We start from the raw sequence: 18,991 nt of genomic DNA on the forward strand, positions 1-18,991 counted from the left end.
GCTCAGCCGACCGGGGTGGGTGGGGCCGGGGCGGCCGGCGCGGTGTCCCGGGGGCGGCGGCGCTTCGCGATCAGGGCGCCGGCGGCCAGCACGACCAGCCCGGCGACGGCGAGCAGGAACGGCACCGACGACGGGTCACCGCCGTAGGCGCCGATCGTCACGAACGCGACCGCGCTCGGCAGGACACCCAGCACCGACCCGGCCAGGTAGTCGCGCAGCCGGATCGAGGTCAGCCCGCAGGCGTAGCTCAGGACCGGGTACGGGATCACCGGCAGCAGCCGGCCACCGGCGACGGTCCACAGCCCGCCGCGGCGCAGCCGCTCGTCGAGGCGGCGCAGCCGGGCGCTGCCGAGCCCGGCGATCACTTCGCGGCCCAGCGACCGGGACAGCCCGAATCCGATCAGCGCGCCTGCGGCGACCGCGGCCATCGTCGTCGCGAGCCCCATCGGGAGGCCGAACAGCACGCCCGCGGCGATCCCCATCAGCGTCGCCGGGGCCGGGACCAGCGTGAATGCGGTGAACAGCAGCGTGAACAGCACCGGGGCGAGCCAGCCCGCCCCGGCCGTCGCGCCGCGCACCGACTCCACGGTCGGCCAGCCGGTCACCAGCAGCACCGCGGAACCGGCCGTCACCAGCAGCACGAGCAGCGCGGGACGCCACCACCTGGACACGTGGACCACCTCCACCCGGTCCTACGACGCCCGGCACCCTCCGGGTTCGAGGGTGGGCCGGGTGTCGTCGGCGAGCGGGCCCCGGGCTGCGACCGGCGGCGGCTGTGCCAGAGTGACCGGGCCATGAGCAGACCCAGCCGCCGCCGGATCGCCCTGTCCCTGGCCGCCGCCGGGTTCATGGCCTTCTGGATCATCGGGACGGCGGCGACGATCCTGGCCGGCGGCGAGCGCGGGGCCGACGACGACGCCGCGCTCCTCGCCCGTGCCGAGGCCGCGCTGCGCGCCGGGGACGGTGCCCGGCTGCACGAGCTGTTGCTCGACGCCCCGGACCGCGACTTCACCGACGACTACGCCGAGCGGCTCCGCGCCGCCGGTGACCCGGTGCTGACCCGCACCGGGCCGGATGCTCTCGAGATCCGGTCCGGACCGCGGCTGGCGACCCTGTCGGTCACCGAGGAGAACGGCCGCTGGTACCTGAGCCTGCTGCCGGCCGAGGGCTGACCCGCGACCCCACGACGTCTACCGGCCCAGCAGCTCGGTGGCGTCGGACCGGAACTGCATCGAGCGGTACGGCCAGTTCGTGGTGGTGTTCCACTGGCTGACGACCAGGTGCAGGTTCTCCAGGGTGCTGCCGGGCACGACGTAGCCGCCGTAGAGCTGGGCGACCCGGCCGCTCGCGTGATCCTCGTCGTCCCAGCCGCAGCCGTGCAGCAGCGTCGCCCGCGGTGCCCGGTGCAGGTCGGCGTTCGGGGCGTCGAGCAGCATCGTGTCGATCCGGTAGTTGCCGGCGTCGAAGAAGGTCAGCAGCAGGTGCCCGCGACCGTCCGGGCCGGGGACCCGGCGCAGGTTCAGCTCCCCGAACGCGCCGGGGATCGTCAGCGTCGGCGGGTTGCCCCAGCCCCAGCGTTCCCCGGCGAACCCCCACGGCTCCCAGGCGTCCCGGTCGGTGATCCGGTCCGCGGGCACCCGGTGCAGCAGCAGGCCGTCCCGGCGCTGGAAGCCGGTGGTGTAGGCGTAGACGTACCCGTCGTCCCCGGCGCACCAGGTGAGCTGCTGGAACAGGCCGTTGCAGTGGTCACCGGGCCACCACAGGCCGGTGCGCTCCCAGCTCACACCGTTGTCGGTGGAGGCGAGGACCTCGCTGTGGAGCACGTTGCCGAGACCCTTGTTGGCCATCACGTGCAGGTACATCGTGTCGCCGAGGGTGATGACGTCGGCAGGCAGGATCGTGGTGACGCGCCGGTGCGGGCGGAGCCAGCTGGTGGCGGGCTTGTCGACCAGCCGGCAGGCGTAGTCGCGGGTGTCGCCGCCGGAGCCGGTCCAGCGCAGACCGGACCCGGTGTCACGGGGGTCGGCGAACAGCACGACCGGCGACCGCCAGCCGGGCCCGCCGACACCGGCCCGGTCGAAGGTGTCGCCGAACGCCGCGACCAGCCGCCCGTCCGGCGCGGTCGCGACGATGCCCAGGTCGGTGCCGCCGATCCCGAAGGTGTCGGTGTGCCCGGGGCCGGTCAGGTCGGCGATCTTGGTGGTGACGGCCATGGGCCCGACCCTAGGGGTCGGGCAGCGGCTCTCCCCAGTCGAGATGGACGTGCAGCTCGGCGTCGTCGATCCGGCTGCCCGGGTCGGCGTCCGGGACCGGCGAGCCGCACATCTCGGCGCTCGCGACGACGTTGGCCTGGCACCGGCCGCGGCGCAGCCGCTGGTAGCGGGCCAGCGCCGCACCGACCGCCCGCTCGTCGCGCAGGTCGCTGCCGTGCAACGCCCTGGCCAGGACCACGGCGTCCTCGCAGGCCAGCGTCGAGCCGTGTCCGGTGGCGGGGGAGGCGGCGTGTGCGGCGTCGCCGACCAGGACGGCGCGGCCGCGCCACCAGGTGCCGGTGTAGGGCAGGTCGTGCGGGTCGACCGCGCCCACGTCGTCGGGCGCGGTGGCCTCCACGAGCCGGGCGGCGACCCCGGAGCCGGACAGCGCGGCGAGCGCGCCGGCCCGTGGGGCGCGTCCGGGGTCGCCGTCCGGGTCGGGCGGCCCCGCCCGGGCGAACCACCAGGTGGGCCCGGCCGGGGTGGGGATCGCCGCGAACGCCTGGGCGGCGCCGGCGACGACGTGGAAGTCGCCGTCGCCGTCGAACGGCCGGTCCGGGGTCCGGCCGAAGTAGACCCGCTGTCCGGTCGGCCGCGGTGCCGGGCACGCCTGGTCGACGACGGCCCGCACCGCGGAGCCGACCCCGTCCGCGCCGACCAGGACGGCGCCGGTGCGGGTGTCACCACCGGCGTGCACCCGGACCCCGCACCCGTCCGGTTCGACCGCGGTGACCCGGGCCCCGGGGACGACCTCGATCCCGCGGCGCTCCACTTCGGACCGCAATGCGCTGATCAGGGCGGCCCGGGTGAGGTGCCGGAAGCCGACCGGGTCGCCGCCGCCGAGCGGGCGGCGTGCGCGCTCGGTCCCGTCGGCGTCGTGCAGCACGAACGACGTCATCGGCCCGGACACCCGGTCCAGCGCGGCACCGGCGCCCAGGGCCCGCACCGCCCGGACGCCGTTCGCGGCGAGGGTGAGGAACCAGCCGCCGAGCTCGTCCCACCCGCCGGTGCCGCCCCCGTCGGCCCGCGCCTCCAGGACCACCGACTCGATCCCGGCCCGGTGCAGGGCCAGCGCGGTCGCGCAGCCGGCGATCCCGCCGCCCGCGACGAGCACCGGTGGCCTCACCGCCGGTAGGCCTCGATCGCGGCACGGGTGGCGGGCTCGGCGAAGACCTCGGCGAACACGTCGACGCTGGCCTGCACGCTGTCGGCGATGCCGCGGTTGCGCCACGTCTCGAACAGCCCCTTCTGGGCCGCGATCACCTCTCGGGTGGGGGCGGCGAGCCGGGCCGTCAGGTCGGTGACCGCGGCGTCCAGGTTCTCCGGGCTCGCGACGAGCCGGTTCACCAGCCGGTCCGGGCCGAGCTCGTCCAGGGTGTAGAGATCGCCGGTGAGGATCAGCTCGTGTGCCTTCGCCGGTCCGAGGAAGTCCGGCAGCAGCGCCGCGTCGGCCACCGAGGGGATGCCGAGCTTGACCTCGGGCAGCCCGACCCGGACGCCGGCGTGCGCGACCCGCACGTCGCAGGCCAGCGCCAGCTCGAACGCGGCACCGACGCAGGCGCCGTTCAGCCGGGCGATCGTCGGGATCGGGGACCGGCGCACCGCGTCCAGGCAGGCCGCAACCCGGGAGATCACCTCCCGGCCCTGGTCCGGGGCGGCGGAGCGGAACACGCCCAGGTGCATCCCGGCCGCGAACGCCCGGTCACCCGCACCGGTCAGGACGATCACCCGGGTCGCCGCACCGGGTTCCCGGACGGCGGTGCCGATCGCGTCCAGGTCGTCCAGCTGCAACGCGTTGGCCTGCTCCGGCCGGTCCAGCGTGATCGTCCGGACCGCGCCGTCGTCGTGCACCCGTGGCAGTCCCATCGCATGATCGTCGCACCGCCCGGTCGCCGGCGCAGCGGCCGTCCGGGGCCCGCCCAGCCGCACCGGTTGCGGGCTCGATCGGGCGGGGTCGCAGGTGCCGCGGCGCCGGGCGCCCGCGGGTTCGCCGGAGTGGACACCCGGCCGAGACCATCGCCGAGCCGCTCGCCTTCCGCCACGTCCGCCCCTCGTGCCTCGGGGCCCGCCGCCCGATCGATGATCCACGACCGGGCGCACCGTAATGCCGATCCGTCCGGTCCGGGGCTGTTTCCCGGTCCGCCGAGAACGCGCACGAAACCGGATAACGCGCACCCGATCGGACGCGCGTTCTCCGGTTTCGTGCGCGTTCGCCGGAAGCGGGTGCGGCGGCCCGCCGGAGAGCGCATCCCCGCTGGTCGACGGGGTCTTGACAGGCCATTCCCGCAGGCCGCACGCTGTTGCGGTCAGTACATCGTAGTTGCGCGAAGTGCAACACACGCGGTCGGAACGATGGTGGCCGCCGGCTCAATCCGTGTGTTCTCACCCGCCCCGGCGGGCGATGCGGCCTGCGCAACGACGGATCCACGCACCGGATTCGGAGCAGGAGTCACCATGGCGACCACCACCCCCCGCATCGTGATCATCGGAGCCGGCATCGTCGGCTGCGCCCTCGCCGACGAGCTCACCCGCCGCGGGCACGGCGACGTGACCGTCCTGGAGCAGGGTCCGCTGTTCCGCACCGGCGGTTCCACCTCGCACGCGCCCGGCCTGGTCTTCCAGACCGCCGGCAGCCGCACCATGACCCGGCTCGCGACGGCCACCGTCGAGAAGTACGCCGCCCTGACCGAGGACGGCGTCCGGTGCCTGAACCAGGTCGGCGGGCTGGAGGTCGCGACCACCCCGGAGCGCCTCGCCGACCTGCACCGGCGGCACGGCTGGGCGTCTGCGGCCGGGATCCCGAGCCGGGTGATCGAGCCCCGGGAGTGCGCGGAGCTCCATCCGCTGCTCGACCGGTCCCGGGTCCTGGGCGGGCTGCACATCCCGACCGACGGCACCGCCGCGCCGGTCGCGGCGGCACAGGTCCAGGCCCGGGCCGCGGGCGCGCGCGGCGCACGGTTCCTGCAGCACCGCACGGTCACCGCGATCGACACCACCGGCGACCGGGTGCGCTCCGTTCACTGTGGTGACGAGCGGTTCGACGCCGACATCGTGCTCTGCTGCGCCGGTATGTGGGGGCCGACGGTCGGGGCGCTGGCCGGCGTGTCGATCCCGCTGGTCCCGATGGCGCACCAGTACGCCCGGACCAACCCGCTCGGCGTCCTAGAGACGATCCACGCGCTCGAGTCGGCCTCCGGCAGTGCCGACCCGTCCCTGCCGATCCTGCGACACCAGGACGCCGACCTGTACTTCCGGCCGCACGGCCTGCGGCTGGGCATCGGTGCCTACGGGCACCGCGCGATGCCGATGGAGCCGCGCGAGCTCGACGACGCGGATCCGGAGACCTCGATGCCCTCCGAGCGCCGCTTCACCCCCGAGGACTTCGACCCGTCCTGGGAGGACGCGGTGGCCCTGCTGCCCGCGCTCGGCGACGCCAAGATCGAGGAGGGGGTGAACGGCGTCTTCTCCTTCACCCCGGACGGCATGCCACTGCTCGGTGAGCACCCCGGCGTTGGCGGGTTCTGGTCGGCCGAGGCCGTCTGGATCACCCACTCGGCCGGCGTCGCCGAGGCGGTCGCGGAGTGGATCACCAACGGGCGCCCGGCGGTCGGCGGCGAGCCGGTCGACCTCGCGGGCGCCCACCTGGACCGGTTCGACCCGGCCGCGCTGGCGCCCGACGTGGTCCGGGCGCGGGCCTGCCGGGCGTTCGACGAGGTCTACGACGTGATCCACCCGCACGATCCGCCTGCGGTCGCCCGCCCGGGCCGGACGACGCCGTTCCACTCCCGGATGGAGGAGCTGCGGGCGGTGTTCACCGAGACCGGCGGCTACGAGCGTCCGATGTGGTTCGAGGCGAACGGTTCGCTGCCCGAGGTGTGCGAGGTCGCCCGGCGCACCGGCTGGGCGGCCCGCAACTGGTCCCCGATCGCCGGGGCCGAGGCGCTGGTGACCCGGCGCGCGGCCGGCATGTACGACCTCTCGCCGATGCGCCGGCTCGAGGTCACCGGGCCCCAGGCCTGCGAGCTCCTGCAGCGGCTCGTCACGAACGACGTGGACAGGCCCGTCGGCCGGGTGGTCTACGCACTGCTGCTGGACCAGGGCGGCGGCGTGCTGGCCGACCTCACCGTCACCCGGCTCGGCCCGGAGCGGTTCCTGCTCGCGGTCGCCGACCGGCTCGACGTCGCCGAGCTGCGCCGCTGGGTCCGGGACGGTGTCGGGATCACCGATGTCACGGAGGACACCGCGCACCTGGGGCTGTGGGGGCCGAAGGTGCCCGAGATCCTGGAGGGCCTGGTCCCGGAGGAGATGCAGCGGCTCGGCTTCTTCCGGGCCGCCGAGTTCAGCGTGGGCCGGGTCCCGGTGACCGGCCTGCGGGTCTCCTACGTCGGTGAGTACGGCTGGGAGCTGGTCTGCGCGGCCGCCGACGCCGAACGGCTCTGGGACACCGTGCACGCGGCGGGTGCCCGGCACGGCCTGGTCGCCGGCGGCCGGCACGCGTTCGCGAGCCTGCGGGTGGAGAAGGGCTACCGGGCCAAGGGCTCGGACATCACCCCGGAGCACGGGCCGGACGGCACCGGGCTCGGGTTCGCCGTCGCGATGGCCAAGGGCCCGTTCGTCGGTCGGGCCGCGGTGCACCGGGCGCGCGAGGAGGGCGGACCGTCCCGGGTGCTCGCCACCCTGGTCCTGGACCACGACGGCGCGGTCCTGTTCGGCGGGGAACCGGTGTACGACGTGCCGGAGGCGCGGCGGCTCACCCGGGGCCCGATACTGCTCGATCCGGACGGCCCGCCGGCCGCCCCTGCGGGGTGCTCGGCGAGCGGGTACGTGACCAGCGCGGCCGTCGGGTACACCTCCGGCCGCTCGATCGCCTACGCCTGGCTGCCCGCCGAGCGGGCGGGCGCCGGGACCCGGATGGAGGTCGAGACCTTCGGTCGCCGGCTCACCGCGGAGGTCGTCGACGGCCCGGTGCACGACCCCTCCTCGGCGCGGATGAAGGGCTGAGCGGCGTTGGGGTACGACGTGATCGTCGTCGGGCTCGGTGGGATGGGCAGCGCCGCGGCGCGGCACCTGGCCGGCCGGGGGCTGCGGGTGCTCGGCTGCGAGCGGTTCAGCCCGGCCCACGACCGGGGGTCCAGCCACGGCGGCTCCCGGATCACCCGGCAGGCCTACTTCGAGGACCCGGCCTACGTCCCGTTGCTGCAGCGCTCCGCGGACCTGTGGGATCGCACGGCGGCGGAGTCCGGACGCGAGCTGGTCCGCTGGACCGGCGGGATCTGGGCCGGTCGCCCGGACGGCCCGACGGTCGGCGGCTCGCTGGCCAGCGCCCGCCGCTGGGGCCTGGAGCACGAGGTGCTCGATGCCGCGGCGCTCCGGCGGCGGTTCCCGGCGCTGCGGCCCGCGGACGGCGAGGTCGCGGTCGTCGAGTCCCGGGCCGGGGCGCTGCACCCGGAGCACAGCGTCCGGGCACACCTCGAGCTCGCCGCCGCGGCCGGTGCCGACCTGCGGTTCGGCGTCACCGTGCACGGCTGGACGGCGAGCGCGTCCGGGGTGCGGGTGCGGACCGGAGCCGGCGTGTTCGAGGCGGACCGGCTGGTCGTCGCGCCCGGGGCGTGGGCCGGGTCGCTGCTCGGGCTCCCGGTACGGGCCGAGCGGTACGTGCAGTTCTGGTTCGAGCCGGCCGACCCGTCCACCTTCGACGGGCATCCGGTGTGGATCTGGGAGGGCGCCGGGGGCCGCCAGGTCTACGGCTTCCCGACCGATGTGGACGGCCTGGTGAAGGTCGCGTTCTTCCGGGGCGGACGGCCCTGCGAGCCGGAAGGCGTCGACCGGACGGTGCACCCGTCGGAGATCGACGAGGTCGCCGGGTTCGCCGGCCGGTACGTACCCGGCGCGGTGCACCGGTTCGTCCGCGCGAAGACCTGCCTCTACGAGTGCACGCCCGACCACGACTTCGTGCTCGGGCACCACCCCGCCCAGGAGAACGTGGTCCTGGCCTGCGGGTTCTCCGGGCACGGCTTCAAGTTCGTGCCGGTCGTCGGCGAGATCGTCGCCGACCTGGTGCAGCACGGGCGCACCGCGCACCCGATCGACCTGTTCGACCCCACCCGCCCCGGCCTGACGGCCCGACCCGGGGAGCACGTCGCATGACCGCCATCGAGCACGGATCCACGCTGCGCCCGACCCTGCCGGGCAGCGCCTACGTCGACCCGGCCGGCTTCGACGCCGAGGCCGCGCACATCCTGGAGGCGACCTGGTTCTGCGCGGTGTCGAGCACCGACGTCGGGAACCCGGGCACGTTCCGCACCGTGACGGTCGGGCGCGAGTCGGTGATCGTCACCCGGGCCCGCGACGGCGGTGCGCGGGCGTTCCTCAACGTCTGTCGCCATCGGGGAGCCCGGCTCTGTGTCGAGTCCGCGGGCCAGGTCAAACGGACTTTCCGCTGCCCGTACCACGCCTGGTCCTACGACCTGGACGGCAACCTCGCCGGCGCGCCGCACCTGCCGGCGATGCACGGGGCCGACCGGGCCGACCTCGGTCTGGCGACGGTCGCCGTGCAGGAGTGGCTCGGCTACGTCTGGGTCTGCCTGGCCGGGGACCCGCCGTCGTTCTCCGAGACGGTGGTCGACGTCGTCGCCGCGCGGCTGGGCGAGCACGGCGCGATCGAGCGGTACGGCGTCGAGCGCCTCGTGCCGGCCCGCCGGATCACCTACGACGTGGCGGCGAACTGGAAGCTCGTCGTCGAGAACTTCATGGAGTGCTACCACTGCGCGACGATCCACCCCGAGCTGACCGGTGTGCTGCCGGAGTTCGCCCGGGGTGGGCGGCCCAGTACTTCGTCGGGCACGGCGCCGAGATGGGGGAGCGCGCCGAGGGGTTCACCGTGGACGGTTCGGCCGGACCGGGCCGGCTCCCGGGGATCGACGACGACCAGGACCGCCGCTACTTCGCGGTCACCGTGCTGCCCCAGGTGTTCCTGAACCTGGTGCCCGACCACGTGATCGTGCACCGGATGTTCCCGATCGGACCGGACCGCACGGTCGTCGAGTGCGACTGGCTGTTCACCCCGGACGTGGTGGAGTCCGGTGCGGACGTGTCGTCGTCGGTGGAGCTGTTCGACCGGGTGAACCGGCAGGACTTCGACGCCTGCGAGCGCTGCCAGCACGGGATGTCCTCGCGGGTGTATGCCGGCGGCGGGGTCCTGGTGCCGACCGAGCACCACATCGAGCAGTTCCACACCTGGGTCCGGACGATGCTCGGTGAGATCGCGGTGCTGCCCGGTGTCGCCGAGGCCACCTACGAGGAGTACACCGGCTACGAGAACGGGGGTGCGGCGTGACCAGCATCCTGGACGCCATCGGCGGTACCCCGCTGATCCGGGTGGACGACGTGTGGCTCAAGTGCGAGCACCTCAATCCGTCCGGATCGGTGAAGGCCCGGATGGCCCGGCACGTGATCACCCGGGCCGCGGCGTCGGGAGCGCTACGGCCGGGGGACACGATCGTCGAGGCCAGTTCCGGCAACACCGGCAACGCGATGGCGATGGTCGCCGCGGTGCTCGGTTACCGGATGGTCGTGGTGACCGCGGCCGGGCTCTCGCCGGAGCGCACCGCGATCTCGCGGGCGTTCGGCGCCGAGGTGGTCGAGGTCGGCGACTTCCACGTCGGCGACGCGCTGGCCCGCGCCCGCGAGCTCGGCGAGCGCGACGGCTGGTTCCACCCCGGACAGTTCGAGGGCGAGTGGAACGTCGAGGCCAACGCCACCGGACTCGGCCCGGAGATCCTGGGCCAGCTCGAGGGCGCCACCCCGGATGCGGTCGTCTGCGGGATCGGTACCGGCGGCACGCTGGTCGGGGTGGGGCGGGCGTTCCGCGCGGCCCACCCCGGCTGCGTGCTGCTCGGGGTCGAACCCGCCGGTTCCCGGACGCTGTGCTGCGGGGAGATCGGTCGGCACCGGATCGAGGGCATCGCGGACGGCTTCGTCCCCGGCATCGTGGCGCGGCACCGCGCCGAGATCGACGACGTCGTCCCGGTCGACGACGCCGAGGCGCTCGCCGAGTCCGCGCGGCTGGCCCGAGCGTACGGCCTGTTCGTCGGGCCGAGCACCGGCGCGCACCTGGTCGCGGCGCGGCGGTGGCTGGCCGAGCACCCCGGGCGGACCGTGGTGACCTTCGCCAGCGACAAGGGCGAGAAGTACCTGTCCGAACGGGCCGGCGACGCCCTCGGCGCCGTCGCGTGACCGGCGCTCCTCCGGGCGGCGGTAGGGTCCGGGCGACCGACCCGCCGTCTCGATGGAGCCGCTTCGATGGAGGCCCGATGACCGTCACCGGTACCCCGACCGAGACCCTCCGGTACCTGGAGCACGGTGCCACGATCGACGAGGCGCTGGCGTTGTTCGACGCGCTGCCCGCAGTGGCCGTTCCGGAGATGCTCGGGAACTGGGCGGGCGGGGAGATCCCCACCGGCAACCCGATGGACGGGCTGCTGGAGCGCTTCGGCTGGCACGGGAAGCGCTTCGACGGTCCCGACGACGTGCACCCGCTGGTCATGGACCACCCCCGCGGCGGCCGGTTCAGCCTGAACCCGGCGCTGGTCCCGCTGCCGACCCTGATCCGCTACCCGGCCGCGCTGCGCCATGCCGCCGTGGCCCGGCTCGCGAAGCAGGCCGGCCCCGCGCTGGGCACCCGGGCGCCGAAGGCCCGGCTGCGGACCACCGAGTACCGCGGGGTCGCGAGCGCGACGATGTGCTACGACGACCTGCCGATCCACGACGTGTTCCGGAAGGTCGACGACGACACCGTGGTCGGGGCCATGGATCTGCGCGGCCTGAAGCAGCCGTTCATGTTCTTCCTGCGCCGCGAGTGAGCAGCCTCCCCGACGCGCATGATCAGGCCGGCGGGTCGACGACCTGGACGACGCCGTCGTTCGTGCCGGTGACGAACAGCCTCCCGGTGTCCGGGTCGACGGCGACGGTGTTCGGCTGCCGCACGGTCGGGATCCGGGCGACCTCGCGCGGCGTCGGGTCGGTCATGTCGTAGCCGACGAGCAGGTTGTCCCCGGTGGCGGTGACCCACAGCCGGTCCCGCTGCGGGTCGTAGGCGATGCCGTACGGCTCGCCGGGCAGCGCGACCCGGCCGACCTCGCGGGGGGTGCCGGACGGGTCGAACACGATGATCGCGCCGCCGCGGGTGTCGGTGGCGATCATCCGGCCGTGCCTGTCGGCCACCAGGTGCGTGGGGCCCGCACCGGCGGGCAGCTCCAGGATGCCGTCGCCGGTGGCGGCGTCGTAGACCGTCAGCGAGTTCTCCCGGACGTCGATCAGCCCGACCCGGTCGCCGACCGGGGCCAGGCCGGCCGGCTGGGTGACGTCGGTGAGCTGGCGGACGACCCCGCCGTCGCGCAGCACCGACACGCTGGCGCCGCCCTCGTTGGCGACGAACACGGTGCCGGCGCCGGTCTCGGTGGCGTCGTGCGCCATCCGCCCGGTCGGCACCTGGGACTCGATCCGCCCGTCCGGCAGCGCGACCCGGACGAGGCCGTTCGCGCTCTCGCTCGGCACGAGTACTGGCCCGCCGGGCGCGGCGAGCTGCAGGTGGCGCAGCACCCCGGGCAGCGGGACCCGGGCGGTCACGGCGCCGGTGTCGGCGTCGAGCAGCACCAGGGCGTTCGGCTCTCGCACCCCGACGGCGACGCGCCGGGTCGGCCCGTCCGCGACGATCCCCTCCGGGACCGCTCCGACCGGTACCACCCGGCCCGGCGGCGTCCCGGTGACCGGCGGGGCGACGCCGGGTTCGGCGGGTGGCGGGAGCGGCTCGGCGAACCGGGCCGGCGTCCCCGTCGTCCCCGGGGCGGCCGGTCCGGTCGGCGGCGGGTCCGCCGGAGCCCCGCCGCCCGAGCAGCCGCAGAGCAGGGCGAGCGCAGCGACCAGGGCGAGTGTCGGGACCGTGCGGCGGATCATGGGGGTCCGTTCGGCACCCGGGGGCGGATCGGTTCGGACCGGATCGGCGGACGGTGCCCCGACCACGGTTGCGCTGGGAAACGATAGCATCCTATCGTTCGGGTTCCTCGATCATCCGACGACGGGAGAGCCCGTGACCACACTCGCCGAGCCGCAGCTGCCCTTCGACCGGCCGAACGTCCTGGAGATCGCCCCGCTCTACGACCTCCTGCGCCGGCAGGGCCCGGTGGTGCCGGTGCGGACCCCGGCCGGCGACCCGGCGTGGCTGGTGACCCGCTACGCCGAGGCCCGGGAGCTGTTCGGTGACCCGCGGCTGGGCCGCTCGCACCCGGCGCCGGAACAGGCCGCCCGGGTGTCCGACGCGGCGATCATGGGTGGTCCGAGCGGGGACCACGACAACGAGCGGGACACGCACACCCGGATGCGCAGGCTGCTGGTGCCCGCGTTCTCGGCGCGGCGGATGCGGCTGCTCGGCGACCACGTCGGCGAGCTGGTCGAGGGCTGCCTGGACGCGCTCATCGCCGCGCACGACGCGGCCCCGGACGGCGTCGTCGACCTGCACGAGCACCTGGCGTTCCCGGTTCCGGTGCTGGTGATCTGCGAGCTGCTGGGGGTGCCGTTCGCCGACCGGTCCTACTTCCACGGGCTGTCCGAGCGGGTCGCCGCGATCCGCTCCGGCGGCGACGCCGAGACCGCGATGACCGAGTTCCGGGCCTACCTGGGCCGGCTCGCCGAGGCCAAGCGCGCCGAGCCGGGTGAGGACGTCGTGACCGATCTGGTCCGGGCCCAGGACGAGGACCCGTCCTTCACCGACGAGGAGCTGACCCTGATCGCCGCCGGGCTGCTGTTCGCCGGGCACGAGACGACCGTGAACCGGATCGACCTCGGCGTGCTGATGCTGCTGGCCCGCCCGGACCGGCGGGACGCGTCGTCGCGGACATCCCGGGCCGGGTGCAGGGCACCGTCGAGGAGGTGCTGCGACTGTCCGCGCCCGGCGGGCTGGCCCTGCTCCGCTACGCCCACGACGACGTCCCGGTCGGGGACGTGACGATCCGTCGCGGGGAGGCGGTGCTGATCGCGTCGGCAGCCGCCAACCGGGACGCCCGCGCCTTCGACGACCCGGAGGAGTTCGACCCGACCCGGCAGCCGAACCCGCACGTCGCGTTCGGTCACGGCGCGCACTTCTGCATCGGTGCCAGCCTGGCCCGGACCGAGCTGACGGCGGTGTTCACCCGGCTGTTCGCCCGGATCCCCGGGCTGCGGCTCGCCGTCCGTCCGGACGAGCTCGACGTGCGGACCGAGCAGGTCACCGGTGGTGTCCGGGCGGTGCCCGTCACCTGGTGAGCCTGCCCGGGCCGGGACGCTAGACGCTAGAACACCGTCCCGGCGTCGGCGGTCACGATCCCGTCCAGGCACCGCTCGACGACCGCCGCGATCGTCCAGGACGGGTTCGCGCTGCCGGTCGAGCCCGGAACCAGGGCACCGTCGACGACGTACAGGCCGGGGTGGCCCTCGACCCGCCCGCGGTCGTCGGTGACCTTCCCGACGACGGCGCCGCCCAGCGGGTGCCAGGTGATCGGGTCCAGGGTGCCGAGGTCGACCACCCCGCCGGGGGCGTCCGCGGCCCTCGACACCAGCCCGGAGGCGCCCGACGGGAGCCGTCCGGCGACGTCGGCGACGGTGCGGCCGAGCCCCGCGCCGACCGGGTTGTCCGGCGCGATCAGGCGTTGTTGCAGGTCACGGACGGTGCGCTGGGCGTCGGCGTCACCGTCGGGTGGCCAGTGCAGGGTCGCGTCGCCGGTGGCCGGGTCGAACCGGAACTCGCCGGCCGGGTCGCAGGCGCCGAAGCCGGGCAGCGACATCACCCGGGCGTCGAACGGCAATGGCGCCGGGCCGAAGCTCAGCGTCACCGCCTCGGCCCGGTCATCGGTGGCGGGGCGGATGCCGGTCGCCAGCGGCCCGCCCTGCGGACCACCGGCCGGTTCCGGGACACCGGCGCGCAGGCAGATCCGGTCGCCGTTGTTGCCCCAGTACCGGCCGGCGTCCGGGGTGAGATCGGGCAGCGTGCCGGTCTCGCGGGCCCGCACCAGCAGCCGGGACGTGCCGGTGGACCCGGCCCCGAGGAACACCGCGTCCGTGGTGATCGCGATCCGCTCCTGGACGGTGCCGTCGGTGTCGATCCGCTCGACGTCGATCCGGTAGCGGCCACCCGCGAGGGCGTGCAGGTCCACCACCCGGTGCAGCGGCGCGACGGTGACCAGGCCGGAGCGTTCGGCGTCGGCCAGGTAGTTGCGGTCCGACGACAGCCGGGCCCCGGAGTTGACGCCGGAGAAGTACTCGCCGACCGACATCGACGGCGTCGCCCGCCCGGCCAGCTCGGCGCGCACGACGTCCCAGTCGGTGGCGTTCGGCAGCAGCTCGGCGGCCATCCCGATCCGGCGCGCCTGCTCGGCGAACAGCCGGGTGCCGATGTAGTTCGGGTGCGCCAGCACGTCGTCCGGCATCGGGGCGACGCCGACCCGGCGGGCCGCGCGCGGGTAGTGCTCGGCGTCGAGCTCGTCGTGGTCGAGGCCGGGCAGCGCCGCGGAGAACACCGCGGCCGCCGGCTTGATCCAGACACCGGCGTAGACCAGCGTCGAGCCACCGACCCCGGCGCCGCAGAGCACGCTCATGCCACGGCCGCTGACCTTCTCGAACAGGCCGGTGTAGGGCTTGTAGAGGGTCGGCGGCTGGCCGGGGAACACCGGCGCGGGCGTCAGCCAGGACGAGCGGCGGTCCGGCTGAAGGAACGTCGGGAACGTGTCCGTCGCGGGGGTCGGCCAGCGGCGCCCGCGTTCCAGGACCAGGGTCCGGACCCCGGCCTCGGCGAGCCGGGCGGCGGCGATCGACCCGCCCAGCCCGCTGCCGATCACGACGGCCCGGGCGGTCGTCTCGGTGACGTCGCGGCGCAGGAGCTGCGGGCCCGCGGTCGCGGGCCCGGCGGCGCCGAGCGTGGCGGCACCGAGCACCGAGCTCGTCAGGAACCCGCGGCGGCTGAGGAGCGGCACGGCTCAGCCCCCGATCCGGATGTCGGCGACGATCTCGCGGATCAGGCCGCCGTCGTAGCGGAAGGTCTCGTGCACCCGCGCCGTCCTCAGGCCGAGCGGGCCGGCGCCGACGTCGAGGGTGAACTCCGCGACGACCACGCCGTCGTCGCGGACCGTGTAGGACTCGTCGGAGATCCCGCGGATCACCCGGTACTGCGGCCCGTACCGCAGGTCGGCGCGCATCTGGTCGCCGGAGAACCCGGTCGGCAGACCCGCCTCGACGCGAGTCGCCTCCGGGTGGAACGGCACGTCCGACGGGTCGTGGTCGGCCAGCGCGGCGACGTAGGCGCGGGCGCCCTCGACCCGGCAGGCGTCGTCGCAGCCGGGCGCCGCGAGGGCCGGGGCGGCGGTTCCGGCGAGGACGAGCAGGGCGGTCAGGGGGAGCAGCAGGGTGCGGCGTAGCGGCACGGGGACCTCCGGGATCCTGGGGAGCGTGCGGAACGAGGGTCGGCGCCGGTGGGCGCGGGGCGGGACGGAGCGGACCAGGGCGGTGCTGCTGGAGGCGGCCGCCGAGGTGTTCGCCGAGCGGGGCTACGACGGCGCCTCGGTGGACGAGATCGCCCGCACCGCCGGGGTGTCGGTCGGGTCGATCTACAGCCGGTTCGGCAACAAGCAGGCGCTGTTCCGGGCGCTCATGGCAGACTTCCTGGAGCGGGACGTGACCCTGGCCCGGGACCGGCTGGCCGGCGGGCTCGCCGAGGGACTGTCCGGGATGGACGAACGCCTGCTGGAGACGGCCGACTCACGGCACCGCACCCTGCTCGACGCCGAGACCTGGGTCTCCGCGATGCGTTCGCCGGAGCTGCGGGAGGCGCTGGCCGAGCACGACCGGGAGACCCGCGGGGCGGCGGCACGGATGACCGGCGAGGAGCGCGAGCGGACCGGGCAGACCTCGCCGACCAGGCAGGCCCCGCGGACCGGCGACGACGAGGTCGCGACCGCGCTGATGGCGCTCTACCACGGGCTGCTGCGGCAACGTCGGCTCGACCCGGACTCGGTGGCCCCGGACCTCTACGGCCGGCTGGTGCTGTTGCTCTCCCGCGGGCTGGCCGCGGAGGCCGACGGGGGCCTGTGATCGACATCGCCGCACGGGCCGATGCTGACAGATTTGAGTAACCGCTCAAAACTCGGCCCCGGCCCACCGTCGCGCGGGGCGGATCACCCACCCGGCGGTGGCCCTTCGGACCCGGTTCGCGACGATGGTGCGGTGACAGGCACGGCACCCCCGGAGACCCAGCAGCACCGCTCGATCAACCAGCGGATCGCCGACGAGCTCGGCGCCCGTCCGGACCAGGTCGGGGCCGCGGTGGCCCTGCTGGACGAGGGCTCGACGGTCCCGTTCGTCGCCCGGTACCGCAAGGAGGCCACCGGCGGGCTGGACGACGTCGCGCTCCGCACCCTGGAGGAGCGGTTGCGCTACCTGCGCGAGCTGGAGGAGCGCCGGGCCACCGTGCTCGACTCCATCCGCTCCCAGGGCAAGCTCGACGAGGCCCTCGAGGCGCGGATCAACGCGGCCGAGTCGAAGGCCCGGCTCGAGGACATCTACCTGCCCTACAAGCCGAAGCGCCGGACCAAGGCGATGATCGCCCGGGAGCAGGGCCTGGAGCCGCTGGCCGACGCGCTGCTCGCCGACCCGACCCTGGACCCGCACGCCGAGGCCGCCGGGTACGTCACCGACGAGGTGGCCGACGCCGGTGCCGCCCTGGAGGGCGCCCGGTCCATCCTGGTCGAGCGGATCGGGGAGAACGCCGACCTGGTCGGCGGCCTGCGCGAGCGGATGTGGTCACACGGCCGGCTCGTCACCAAGGCCCGGGACGGCAAGGAGGACGACCAGGCCGCGGCGAAGTTCTCGGACTACTTCGGGTTCTCCGAGTCGTTCACGACGCTGCCCTCGCACCGGATCCTCGCCGTGTTCCGCGGCGAGACCGAGGAGGCGCTCGACGTCACCCTCGACCCCGGGGACGACGACGAGCCCACCGCCTACGAGCGCATGATCGCCGCCGAGTACGGCATCGGCGACGCAGGCCGGGCGGCCGACACCTGGCTGCTCGGGGTCGTCCGGTGGGCCTGGCGGACCCGGCTGCAGACCGCCCTGGGTATCGACATCCGGGTCCGGCTGCGCGCCGCCGCGGAGGAGGGCGCGATCGGCGTGTTCGCGGCCAACCTGCGCGACCTGCTGCTCGCCGCCCCGGCCGGGACCCGGGCCACCATCGGTCTCGACCCGGGTCTGCGGACCGGCGTGAAGGTCGCCGTCGTCGACGCCACCGGCAAGGTCGTCGACACCGCGGTGATCTACCCGCACGAGCCGCGCAACGACAGGTCCGGTGCGCTGAAAACGCTCACGGCGCTGGCCACCAAGCACTCCGCCGAGCTGATCGCGATCGGCAACGGCACCGCGTCCCGGGAGACCGACGCGCTGGCCGGTGAGCTGATCAAGCAGAACCCCGGCCTGAAGCTGACCAAGGTGATGGTCTCCGAGGCGGGCGCGTCGGTGTACTCGGCGTCGGCGTACGCGTCGTCCGAGCTGCCGGACATGGACGTGTCGCTGCGCGGCGCGGTCTCCATCGCCCGCCGGCTGCAGGACCCGCTCGCCGAGCTGGTCAAGATCGACCCCAAGTCCATCGGCGTCGGGCAGTACCAGCACGACCTGCCCGAGTCGGCGCTGTCCCGCTCGCTGGACTCGGTCGTCGAGGACTGCGTGAACGCCGTCGGTGTCGACCTGAACTCGGCGTCGGCGCCGCTGCTGCGCCGGGTGTCCGGCATCTCCGAGTCGCTGGCCGGCGCGATCGTCGGGCACCGGGACTCGAACGGCCCGTTCCGCAGCCGCGGCGCGCTCACCGACGTGGCCCGGCTCGGCCCGAAGGCGTTCGAGCAGTGCGCGGGCTTCCTGCGGATCCGCGGCGGGGACGAGCCGCTCGACGCCACCGGCGTGCACCCGGAGTCCTACCCGGTCGTCCGGAAGATGGTGGAGCGCACCAAGCTGGACGTGTCCGCGTTGATGGGCAACTCCGCGCGGCTGCACCAGATCAAGCCCAAGGAGTACGTCGACGACGCCGTCGGGCTCCCGACCGTCACCGACATCCTCACCGAGCTGGAGAAGCCCGGTCGCGACCCCCGCCCGGCGTTCCGGACCGCGACGTTCGCCGAGGGCGTGCACAAGATCTCCGACCTGCAGCCGGGGATGCTGCTCGAGGGCGTCGTGACGAACGTGGCGGCGTTCGGCGCGTTCGTCGACGTCGGGGTGCACCAGGACGGTCTGGTGCACGTCTCGGCGATGAGCAAGGACTTCGTGTCCGACCCGCGCGACGTCGCCAAGTCCGGTGACGTCGTCAAGGTGAAGGTGCTGGAGATCGACGAGGCCCGCAAGCGGATCTCGCTGACCCTGCGCCTGGACGACGAGCCGGGCGGCGAGAAGCAGCGCGGCGGCGGCCAGGGCAGCGGCGGCCAGGGCGGCGAGCGCGGCGGCAAGGGCGGTGGTGGTCCGCGCGGCGGGCGGCCGCAGAACGACCGCGGTCAGGGCGGCCCGCGCGGTGGTGGCCAGAAGGGCGGCGGCAAGCCCGGCGGCGGCACCCACCGGCGCGACGACCGCAAGCCCGCCCCGTCGAACGACGCCATGGCCGAGGCGATGCGCCGGGCCGGCTTCGGCAAGGGCTGACCCCACCGCGACGGGCACCAGGCCGGTGCGGTCCTTGCCCGCGG

At 74.9% G+C, this 18,991-nt stretch carries 14 protein-coding genes and 2 pseudogenes; 9 read left to right on the top strand and 7 right to left on the bottom strand.

The window, feature by feature from the left end; translation table 11 throughout:
- Positions 1 to 2 precede the first annotated feature (2 nt).
- On the bottom strand, positions 3 to 671 hold the full coding sequence (locus ACLFMI_RS00970; protein WP_410945763.1) for a TVP38/TMEM64 family protein: 669 nt from the start codon (positions 669 to 671) through the stop codon (positions 3 to 5).
- Between the two features lie 123 nt (positions 672 to 794).
- On the opposite strand from ACLFMI_RS00970, the gene ACLFMI_RS00975 reads away from it, so the two are divergent.
- Positions 795 to 1,172, top strand: coding sequence for a hypothetical protein (locus ACLFMI_RS00975; protein ID WP_410945764.1), 378 nt, complete (start codon positions 795 to 797; stop codon positions 1,170 to 1,172).
- 18 nt (positions 1,173 to 1,190) lie between these two features.
- On the opposite strand, the gene ACLFMI_RS00980 is transcribed toward ACLFMI_RS00975, so the two are convergent.
- The 3 genes from ACLFMI_RS00980 to ACLFMI_RS00990 are packed head-to-tail and all read right to left on the bottom strand — an operon-like array spanning position 1,191 to position 4,118.
- Entirely contained in the window at positions 1,191 to 2,213 is a 1,023-nt protein-coding gene (locus tag ACLFMI_RS00980) for a DUF4185 domain-containing protein (protein ID WP_410945765.1), read from the bottom strand.
- A 10-nt stretch (positions 2,214 to 2,223) separates the two neighbouring features.
- On the bottom strand, positions 2,224 to 3,366 hold the full coding sequence (locus ACLFMI_RS00985; RefSeq protein WP_410945766.1) for an FAD-dependent oxidoreductase: 1,143 nt from the start codon (positions 3,364 to 3,366) through the stop codon (positions 2,224 to 2,226).
- Between the two features lie 8 nt (positions 3,367 to 3,374).
- Complete coding sequence (locus ACLFMI_RS00990; protein ID WP_410945767.1) at positions 3,375 to 4,118, bottom strand: enoyl-CoA hydratase/isomerase family protein; 744 nt, start codon at positions 4,116 to 4,118, stop codon at positions 3,375 to 3,377.
- A 588-nt stretch (positions 4,119 to 4,706) separates the two neighbouring features.
- On the opposite strand from ACLFMI_RS00990, the gene ACLFMI_RS00995 reads away from it, so the two are divergent.
- From ACLFMI_RS00995 to ACLFMI_RS01015, 5 genes and pseudogenes are all read left to right on the top strand, one after another.
- Positions 4,707 to 7,253 carry a GcvT family protein gene (locus ACLFMI_RS00995; RefSeq protein WP_410945768.1) on the top strand — a complete coding sequence of 849 codons (2,547 nt, stop codon included), beginning with the start codon at positions 4,707 to 4,709 and terminating at the stop codon, positions 7,251 to 7,253.
- Between the two features lie 6 nt (positions 7,254 to 7,259).
- Positions 7,260 to 8,399, top strand: a complete 1,140-nt coding sequence (gene solA, locus ACLFMI_RS01000; RefSeq protein ID WP_410945769.1) for an N-methyl-L-tryptophan oxidase — start codon at positions 7,260 to 7,262, stop codon at positions 8,397 to 8,399.
- Positions 8,396 to 9,588: pseudogene (locus ACLFMI_RS01005) on the top strand (aromatic ring-hydroxylating oxygenase subunit alpha). The gene solA and the pseudogene ACLFMI_RS01005 overlap by 4 nt, the downstream one beginning before the upstream one ends.
- Positions 9,585 to 10,487, top strand: coding sequence for a PLP-dependent cysteine synthase family protein (locus ACLFMI_RS01010; RefSeq protein ID WP_410945770.1), 903 nt, complete (start codon positions 9,585 to 9,587; stop codon positions 10,485 to 10,487). Before ACLFMI_RS01005 ends, ACLFMI_RS01010 begins: the two are co-directional and overlap by 4 nt.
- A gap of 77 nt (positions 10,488 to 10,564) precedes the next feature.
- Positions 10,565 to 11,113 carry a DUF4334 domain-containing protein gene (locus ACLFMI_RS01015; protein ID WP_410945771.1) on the top strand — a complete coding sequence of 183 codons (549 nt, stop codon included), beginning with the start codon at positions 10,565 to 10,567 and terminating at the stop codon, positions 11,111 to 11,113.
- Positions 11,114 to 11,135: 22 nt separating this feature from the next.
- Here ACLFMI_RS01015 and ACLFMI_RS01020 read toward each other — a convergent pair whose 3' ends face one another.
- Positions 11,136 to 12,206, bottom strand: a complete 1,071-nt coding sequence (locus ACLFMI_RS01020; RefSeq protein ID WP_410945772.1) for a YncE family protein — start codon at positions 12,204 to 12,206, stop codon at positions 11,136 to 11,138.
- A 133-nt stretch (positions 12,207 to 12,339) separates the two neighbouring features.
- Here ACLFMI_RS01020 and ACLFMI_RS01025 point away from each other — a divergent pair.
- Positions 12,340 to 13,550 (top strand): annotated as a pseudogene (locus tag ACLFMI_RS01025) (cytochrome P450).
- Positions 13,551 to 13,576: 26 nt separating this feature from the next.
- Here ACLFMI_RS01025 and ACLFMI_RS01030 read toward each other — a convergent pair.
- Together ACLFMI_RS01030 and ACLFMI_RS01035 are read right to left on the bottom strand one after the other, a co-directional pair.
- Entirely contained in the window at positions 13,577 to 15,253 is a 1,677-nt protein-coding gene (locus ACLFMI_RS01030; RefSeq protein ID WP_410945773.1) for a GMC oxidoreductase, read from the bottom strand.
- A gap of 3 nt (positions 15,254 to 15,256) precedes the next feature.
- Positions 15,257 to 15,700 carry a hypothetical protein gene (locus ACLFMI_RS01035; RefSeq protein WP_410945774.1) on the bottom strand — a complete coding sequence of 148 codons (444 nt, stop codon included), beginning with the start codon at positions 15,698 to 15,700 and terminating at the stop codon, positions 15,257 to 15,259.
- A 25-nt stretch (positions 15,701 to 15,725) separates the two neighbouring features.
- Here ACLFMI_RS01035 and ACLFMI_RS01040 point away from each other — a divergent pair, with 25 nt between their 5' ends.
- A complete protein-coding gene (locus ACLFMI_RS01040; protein WP_410945775.1) occupies positions 15,726 to 16,367 on the top strand; it encodes a TetR/AcrR family transcriptional regulator in 642 nt (213 codons plus the stop codon).
- Positions 16,368 to 16,499: 132 nt separating this feature from the next.
- Positions 16,500 to 18,947 (top strand): Tex family protein, encoded by a 2,448-nt coding sequence (locus ACLFMI_RS01045; protein ID WP_410945776.1) that lies wholly within the window; start codon positions 16,500 to 16,502, stop codon positions 18,945 to 18,947.
- Positions 18,948 to 18,991: the final 44 nt, after the last annotated feature.

This window comes from Pseudonocardia nantongensis, assembly GCF_046546495.1.
In the GTDB taxonomy this organism is placed as follows: Bacteria; Actinomycetota; Actinomycetes; order Mycobacteriales; family Pseudonocardiaceae; genus Pseudonocardia; species Pseudonocardia nantongensis.

What these genes read in the sequence shown, in the direction of transcription:
- ACLFMI_RS00975 (WP_410945764.1), top strand. Translation starts at nt 795, where the DNA reads ATGAGCAGACCCAGCCGCCGCCGGATCGCCCTGTCCCTGGCCGCCGCC.
- ACLFMI_RS00980 (WP_410945765.1), bottom strand. Translation starts at nt 2,213, where the DNA reads ATGGCCGTCACCACCAAGATCGCCGACCTGACCGGCCCCGGGCACACC.
- ACLFMI_RS00990 (WP_410945767.1), bottom strand. Translation starts at nt 4,118, where the DNA reads ATGGGACTGCCACGGGTGCACGACGACGGCGCGGTCCGGACGATCACG.
- ACLFMI_RS00995 (WP_410945768.1), top strand. Translation starts at nt 4,707, where the DNA reads ATGGCGACCACCACCCCCCGCATCGTGATCATCGGAGCCGGCATCGTC.
- ACLFMI_RS01015 (WP_410945771.1), top strand. Translation starts at nt 10,565, where the DNA reads ATGACCGTCACCGGTACCCCGACCGAGACCCTCCGGTACCTGGAGCAC.
- ACLFMI_RS01020 (WP_410945772.1), bottom strand. Translation starts at nt 12,206, where the DNA reads ATGATCCGCCGCACGGTCCCGACACTCGCCCTGGTCGCTGCGCTCGCC.